This is a genomic window from Streptomyces sp. 7N604 (genome assembly GCF_052245475.1).
In the GTDB taxonomy this organism is placed as follows: Bacteria; Actinomycetota; Actinomycetes; order Streptomycetales; family Streptomycetaceae; genus Streptomyces.
On the sequence record NZ_JBQQBX010000014.1, the window covers coordinates 203,472 to 210,495 of the forward strand.

Consider the following 7,024-nt stretch of genomic DNA (forward strand, 5'->3'; position numbering starts at 1 on the left):
GGTCATGACGTGAGTCCCTCAGCCCCTCTTCTCGCCGCGTGACAGGTAGTCCTCCAGGCTCAGCGCGGGCGCGGGCCGCCCCGCCCGGTCGCCCAGCGCCGGGCCCCCGCGGCCGCCGCCCTGCGCACCCGCGGCGCTGACCTCGAGCCGCCCGATCTGGACGTGTACGACGCGCTCGGCGGCCGGCCGGGACCCGCGGCGCGCCGCCGCGGCCCGTGCGGCCCCCCGGGCCGCCGTCGCCGCATCCGCGCGCGGCCGCGCAGGCACGGCCGCGGCCGTGGGTGCTGCGCCGCGGCCGCGAGGGCTGGGCGCGGGCGCCGCGGTACGGGGCGCCCCGTCGGCGGCCGCGGGTCCACCGGCCCGCCGCCCGGGGCGCGGTGCGTCCGGCGCGGCGGGGCGTGGCCCCGGCGTGACCGGTGCCGCGGGCCGCAGCAGCGGCGCCGCGGGGCGCGGGGCCTGGGCCCGTGGCTCCTCAGCACCGCGCGGCGCGGCCTCGCTCCGTACGACGGTGCGGTGGTCGGTCCTGATCTCGCGCTCGTGCCGGATCAACTCGCCGGTGGGGCCGGCGGTCCGGGGCGCCGCGGGGAGGAGCGGCGCGGGCTCGTCCGGCTGGGGCGGCCCGGCCCGGAGCGCCTCCACCCGCTCGTACGGGCCCGGCAGCCGCGGCCGTACCCGCACCGCGGCGCGCGGCTGCGCCCCCGGCGCGGGGACGTGCCGCGTCAGCAGCCGGTCGAAGTAGTCGGGCACGTCAGGCATCTGCGCACAGCTCCAGGTAGTAACGGCGCCGCAGCGGGCTGAGCGCCAGGATCTCCGGCTCGCTCCAGCCGTACGCGGTGGCGAGCAGGTGGACGTCGAGCAGCAGGTCCCGTGCCCAGGCGTCCAGTTCGGTCCACAGGTAGGAGGCGATGTCCAGCTCGGCCGGGGTGGCCTCGCCGCACTCGGGGCAGGCGACGTTCAGGGTCAGCTCGGCGGCCGGGTCGGCCCGTCCCGCGGCCTCGGCGAGCCGCAGCTGCACGGCCTCGGGCAGGAGCGCGGGCAGCTCGGAAAGCCGGTCCGCGGGGACCGGCTCCCCGGCCCGTACGGCCGAGAGCGTGCAGCGCGCGAGCAGCGCCTGCCGGGCCGCAACCCGCGCGGCGCCGGCCGCATCCGCGCCGGCCGCAAGCCCGCGGGGCGTATCCCCGCAGACCGCATCCGCGCCCGCCGTACCCGAGTCGCCTGCTGCCCCGAGCCCCGTGCCTGCACCGCCGTCCGACCCAGCCGCCGCCTCATCAGCCGCCGCACCGGCGACCGTTCGGCCTGCCGCGCCGGCGGCCGCCGCAGCCGCCGCGGCCGCCGCGAGGTCGGCGACGGTGGGCAGCCGGAACTCGACCACCCAGCCGTCCGCCTCGACCCGCAGCGGACCCGCCGGCCTCCGTGGCCGCTGGGCGAGTTCACCCGCGTCGAGGTCGAACTCCATGGCCTCGCCGCACGCCCGGCACTCCACCAGCACCTGCATCCGGTCGCCGAACAGCGCCCGGCGCAGCGCCAGCAGATCCGCCTCCCGCTCGCCGACCGGCAGCGACAGCAGCTCGTCGCCGCTGCTGTCCGGGCGGGCCACCCGGTGCAGCAGCAGCGCGCGGTCGCCGTCATGCCGGGCGGCAAGTCCCGCCTCCCAGGCGGCCAGCAGGTCCGTGGGCCCCGCAGGCCCCGCGGACACCGCAGGTCCCGCGGCCCCCGTGTGCGCCATCCCTCACCCGCCCCCGCTCAGGCGGGGTGCGTGAACGAGGGCTCGGTCGGCTCCGGCACCTCGTAGTCCCGCTCCCAGCCCTCGCACTCCAGCTTGAGGCTCTGGATCGCGACCGCGTTGGCGTTCGCGTCCAGCTCGCCCAGCACCTGGTACTCGCTCGGCCAGCTGCGGTAGAGCTTGTGCGAGACGGCGACCTGCCCGGCTTCGTTGAGGACCTGGATGACGATGTCCTTGCGGAAGTCGGCGAGCGAGACCTCGGAGCCGAGCCCGGCGCCGACCTGCCAGACCTTGTTGGCCCAGCGGTCGAACTCGGGGTCGTGGGTGACACCGCGCTCGAGCGTGATGCCCTCGAACTCGGAGCGGCCCGGCGACTTGCGCGGCGAACTGGGGTCGCCGCCGTGCCGGTGCTTGACCACCTCGGTGGTGCGCTTCAGCGGGCTGATCTTGCTGATGCCCGCGACCGTACGACCGTCCCAGCGGACCAGGAACTTGAAGTTCTTGTACGGGTCGAAGCGATGGGCGTTGATCTGAAACTCAGCCATCGGATTCCTTCGGTTCCTTCGGGTTCCTTCGAGTTCCTAGAGCTCGAACTGGCCGGCCATCTGCTGGAGCTTGACGATCACGAACTCCGCGGGCTTGACCGGCGCGATGCCGACCACGACGTTCACGACCCCGCGCTCGATGTCGGCGTCGGTCGTCGTGTCCTTGTCGCACTTCACGAAGTACGCCTCGCGCGGCGTGCCGCCCTTGAAGGCGCCCTGCCGGAAGAGCGTGTGCAGATACGACGAGACGTTGAGCCGGATCTGCTGCCACAGGTCCTCGTTGTTCGGCTCGAACACCACCCACTGCAGCCCGCGGTGGAGGCTCTCCTCGACGTGCAGCGCGAGCCGCCGCACCGGCACGTACTTCCACTCGCTGTCCAGTGCGTCCGAGCCCTCGAGGGTGCGGGCACCCCAGACGACCGGGCCCACGACGGGGAACGTGCGCAGCACGTTCACGCCCAGCGGGTTCAGCAGACCGTTCTCGCGGTCGGTCAGCCGTACGGTCAGCGAGCGCACCCCGGCCAGCTTGGCCTCGGTGCCCGCCGGTGCCTTCCAGACGCCGCGCTCGGCGTCCGTACGGGCGATGACCCCGGCGATGGCGCCGGACGGCGGGAAGGAGCGCAGCCTGCCGGTGAGCGGGTCGGTCAGCTGGATGTGCGGGAAGAACAGGCCCGCGTGGTTGCTGCGCACCGGCTCGAAGGCGGAGAGCCCGGCCCGCGCGGTGTCGACGCTGACCCAGGTCGCGGGTGAGTCGACGAGCAGGAAGATCCGGCGCTCCTGGGCGAGCCGCTCGGCTGCCGAGATCACGGTGATCGCGTCCTCGGTGGACTCGTACGCGGCCAGCTCGGGCAGCGAGAGCAGGTTGACGTCGTCGACGTCGCGCAGCGCCTGGATGCCGGTCTTGCGGGCCTCGCTGCCGATGAGGTCGCGTGGTCCCGGCGGGTCGCCGTCCTCGCCGCCGCACAGCGGGAAGACGGGCGGGTTGACGGACGCCTCCAGGCCCAGGTCGTTGGCGCACTCGCCGACGAAACGGACGACGTCCTCGGGGTCGGTGGACCCGGCGACGACCTGGATCCGCCGGCCGAAGGCGGTGACCTCGGCGCCCGCGAACGCCCGCTTGCCGGGGGCGTCGGGCAGGGCGCGGAGCTTGCGCTCCAGCAGCAGGGCCAGCTCGGTGACGGTCGTCGGGGCCTCGCCGTCCTGGGCCGGGTCGTAGAGCGTGAAGTCCCGCTCCACATCCCCGATCTTGACGGTGAGGTCGACAGCGAGGTCGGGCAGCTCGGCGGCGAACGGCTTGGAGACCGTGCCGGAGGGGTCCGGCCTGCCGTCGTCGCCGACGAGCTCGACCCGGATGAGCGAGGAGCCCGCGTTGACCACGGTCTCCACGAAGCGGCCGTGGCCGGGGGTGACGGACAGGCCCGTGAAGGTCTCGCGGGCGCCGCCGCGGGCGTCGAAGACGTGGAGGTTGAAGGTTTCGTCAGGCTCCGGGGTGTCGTAGTCGACCGCCACCCGCAGGCCGTTGCCCCAGACACCGGGCTCCTTGGCGTGCACGGTCAGCACCGCGCACTCGCTGCGGCCCTCGGTGGACTCGAGCGTGACCTCGGCTTCCTTGCCGGAACCGGCCGCGGCCACGCGGACGATCACCGCGACCGAGCCGCCGTTGCCGAAGAACTGGTGGACGGCGTAGCTGACCGCGCTCTGCGAGCTCAAGGACCCGAAGCGGCGCTCGAAGTCGGCGAAGCTGGTGACCCGCACGGGGTGGTTGAGCGGACCGCGACGGGTGTGTCCCACGAACGCCGTGACCGAGGTGGTGACCGCGGCGATGGTACGGACGCTGCTGGGAAGTTCCTCGATGTATACGCCGGGATAGCCCGTTTGCACCGGCATTCCCCTCCATTCCCTTCGCGCACCAAGAGATGAGGAGAGGAAGTGAAGGAATTGCGTGTGCATGGCGCGCAGGTGCACACTTCTCCAACAGTTCCCCCGTCGCACACCCCCGTGCGATATCGGTATCGCAGGACCTCAACACGCTTGCGTGTGGCTCCTGTTGATGAGTGCCTCCTGGAGTCTCGGTTGCGCCGAAGGCCCTTGTCAAATGGGCTTTCCGGTCATGTCTCCAGCGCCGTGGCGCCAGATCGATAAGGCCGGTTTTGCGTGATCAAAGACGTTTGCGCTGGCGAAATATGGCATTTCGTTTGACGCCGTTCAGCCGGGCGGGCGGTTTCCACCGATGGAAACAAGTCGAATGCGTGAAAGCCCCGGCGCGCCGGTTTGCGGCCCGTCTCAAGTCCTGAAGGCGAATAATGGCCGAGTCATGGCGTTTGCCCGCGCTTCGTAAGGGTTGGCGCCTCGGCGGCAGGGTTCGTCTCGCCATGTGGCCACCTGCGGCCACCATGTGACCACCATCACCGCTCACATGTGACCTGTGATTTAGGGACCCACGTCCTACGGGGCTAATCTGCGAGACGGACATGCCGCGTACCCGGCCAACGTGTGTGCGCCTCCGTTGTGACCGCGTCGTCACGCTGCCCGTAGCGGCACGCCCACGCAGACAACGAACCGCATCACCACGACAGCGGTATTCAAGACGCAAGGGACGGACGCGCGTGGACCTGTTCGAGTACCAGGCGAGGGACCTCTTCGCCAAGCACGGTGTACCGGTGCTGGCCGGTGAAGTCATCGATACGCCTGAGGCGGCGCGCGAGGCGACCGAGCGTCTCGGCGGCCGTGCCGTCGTCAAGGCCCAGGTCAAAACGGGTGGCCGCGGAAAGGCCGGCGGCGTGAAGCTGGCGTCCGACCCGGCCGACGCCGTCGAGAAGGCCGGCCAGATTCTGGGCATGGACATCAAGGGCCACACGGTCCACAAGGTCATGCTGGCCCCGACCGCGGACATCGCGGACGAGTACTACGTCTCCTTCCTCCTCGACCGCACCAACCGCACCTTCCTGGCCATGGCCTCGGTCGAGGGCGGCATGGACATCGAGGAGGTCGCGGCCACCAAGCCCGAGGCCCTGGCCAAGATCCCGGTGGACGCCGTCGAGGGCGTCACCCCGGAGAAGGCCGCCGAGATCGTCGCCGCGGCCAAGTTCCCGGCCGAGGTCGCCGACCAGGTGGCCGAGGTCCTCCAGCTGCTCTGGAAGGCCTTCATCGCCGAGGACGCGCTCCTCGTCGAGGTCAACCCGCTCATCAAGTCCGGCGAGGGCAAGATCATCGCCCTGGACGCCAAGGTGACGCTGGACGCCAACGCCGAGTTCCGCCAGCCGCACCACGCGGCCCTGGAGGACAAGCTCTCCGCCAACCCGCTCGAGGCGGCGGCCAAGGCCAAGAACCTCAACTACGTCAAGCTCGACGGCGAGGTCGGCATCATCGGCAACGGCGCGGGTCTGGTCATGTCGACCCTCGACGTCGTCGCGTACGCGGGCGAGGACCACGGCAATGTGAAGCCCGCCAACTTCCTCGACATCGGCGGCGGCGCCTCCGCCGAGGTGATGGCCAATGGCCTCGAGATCATCCTCGGCGACCCGGACGTCAAGTCCGTCTTCGTCAACGTCTTCGGCGGCATCACCGCCTGCGACGCGGTCGCCAACGGCATCGTCCAGGCCCTGGAGCTCCTGAAGTCCAAGGGCGAGGACGTCACCAAGCCGCTGGTCGTGCGCCTCGACGGCAACAACGCGGAGGTCGGCCGCAAGATCCTGACCGACGCCAACCACCCGCTCGTACAGCAGGTGGACACCATGGACGGGGCGGCCGAGCGCGCCGCCGAGCTGGCTGCTGCCAAGTAAGAAGGACGAGGACACCGACAACCATGGCTATCTTCCTCACCAAGGAAAGCAAGGTCATCGTCCAGGGCATGACCGGCTCCGAGGGCCAGAAGCACACCCGGCGGATGCTCGCCTCCGGCACCAACATCGTCGGCGGCGTGAACCCGCGCAAGGCCGGTACGAGCGTCGACTTCGACGGCACCGAGATCCCGGTCTTCGGCACCGTCGCCGAGGCCATCGACAAGACCGGCGCGGACGTCACGGTCATCTTCGTCCCGGAGAAGTTCACCAAGGACGCGGTCATCGAGGCGATCGACGCCGAGATCCCGCTGGCCGTCGTGATCACCGAGGGCATCGCGGTCCACGACACCGCCGCCTTCTGGTCGCACGCCCAGACCAAGGGCAACAAGACCCGCATCATCGGCCCGAACTGCCCCGGCCTGATCACGCCCGGTGCGTCCAACGCGGGCATCATCCCGGCCGACATCACCAAGCCCGGCCGCATCGGTCTCGTGTCCAAGTCCGGCACGCTGACCTACCAGATGATGTACGAGCTGCGCGACATCGGCTTCTCCACCTGCGTCGGTATCGGCGGTGACCCGATCATCGGCACCACCCACATCGACGCCCTGGCCGCCTTCGAGGCCGACCCCGAGACCGACCTGATCGTGATGATCGGCGAGATCGGCGGCGACGCCGAGGAGCGGGCCGCGGACTTCATCAAGGCCAACGTCACCAAGCCGGTCGTCGGCTACGTCGCGGGCTTCACCGCGCCGGAGGGCAAGACCATGGGCCACGCAGGCGCCATCGTCTCCGGCTCCTCCGGCACCGCCCAGGCGAAGAAGGAGGCGCTGGAGGCCGCGGGCGTGAAGGTCGGCAAGACCCCGTCCGAGACGGCCCGGCTCGCGCGGGCTGCGCTCGCCGGCTGAGCGCGGCTGAACGCTCGAGCGGCTGAATGCTCGAGCGGCTGAGCCTGCGGCTCGGCACAGCAAGCA

General features: G+C 71.4%; 6 protein-coding genes. 2 read left to right on the plus strand and 4 right to left on the minus strand.

Translation table 11 applies throughout. The features are described 5' to 3' along the window. Positions 1–18: 18 nt before the first annotated feature. Genes ACTWP8_RS17630 through ACTWP8_RS17645 form a run of 4 tightly spaced genes read right to left on the minus strand, consistent with a single transcriptional unit; the run spans position 19 to position 4,155 of the window. Positions 19–756, minus strand: coding sequence for a hypothetical protein (locus tag ACTWP8_RS17630; protein WP_443323085.1), 738 nt, complete (start codon positions 754–756; stop codon positions 19–21). After that, positions 749–1,726 (minus strand): T4 family baseplate hub assembly chaperone, encoded by a 978-nt coding sequence (locus ACTWP8_RS17635; RefSeq protein ID WP_443323086.1) that lies wholly within the window; start codon positions 1,724–1,726, stop codon positions 749–751. The genes ACTWP8_RS17630 and ACTWP8_RS17635 overlap by 8 nt, the downstream gene beginning before the upstream one ends. 17 nt (positions 1,727–1,743) lie before the next feature. Continuing rightward, positions 1,744–2,268, minus strand: coding sequence for a phage tail protein (locus tag ACTWP8_RS17640; protein ID WP_443323087.1), 525 nt, complete (start codon positions 2,266–2,268; stop codon positions 1,744–1,746). 36 nt (positions 2,269–2,304) lie between these two features. Beyond that, complete coding sequence (locus tag ACTWP8_RS17645; protein WP_443323088.1) at positions 2,305–4,155, minus strand: phage tail sheath family protein; 1,851 nt, start codon at positions 4,153–4,155, stop codon at positions 2,305–2,307. A 719-nt stretch (positions 4,156–4,874) separates the two neighbouring features. Here ACTWP8_RS17645 and sucC point away from each other — a divergent pair. Both sucC and sucD read left to right on the plus strand, forming a co-directional pair. Further along, on the plus strand, positions 4,875–6,050 hold the full coding sequence (gene sucC / locus ACTWP8_RS17650) for an ADP-forming succinate--CoA ligase subunit beta (RefSeq protein ID WP_443323089.1): 1,176 nt from the start codon (positions 4,875–4,877) through the stop codon (positions 6,048–6,050). A 23-nt stretch (positions 6,051–6,073) separates the two neighbouring features. Further along, positions 6,074–6,958, plus strand: coding sequence for a succinate--CoA ligase subunit alpha (gene sucD / locus ACTWP8_RS17655; RefSeq protein ID WP_443318832.1), 885 nt, complete (start codon positions 6,074–6,076; stop codon positions 6,956–6,958). The last annotated feature ends 66 nt before the right edge of the window (positions 6,959–7,024 follow it).

Coding starts and splice junctions, on each gene's coding strand:
- ACTWP8_RS17630 (WP_443323085.1), bottom strand. CDS start 756: ATGCCTGACGTGCCCGACTACTTCGACCGGCTGCTGACGCGGCACGTC.
- ACTWP8_RS17635 (WP_443323086.1), bottom strand. CDS start 1,726: ATGGCGCACACGGGGGCCGCGGGACCTGCGGTGTCCGCGGGGCCTGCG.
- ACTWP8_RS17640 (WP_443323087.1), bottom strand. CDS start 2,268: ATGGCTGAGTTTCAGATCAACGCCCATCGCTTCGACCCGTACAAGAAC.
- ACTWP8_RS17645 (WP_443323088.1), bottom strand. CDS start 4,155: ATGCCGGTGCAAACGGGCTATCCCGGCGTATACATCGAGGAACTTCCC.
- sucD (WP_443318832.1), top strand. CDS start 6,074: ATGGCTATCTTCCTCACCAAGGAAAGCAAGGTCATCGTCCAGGGCATG.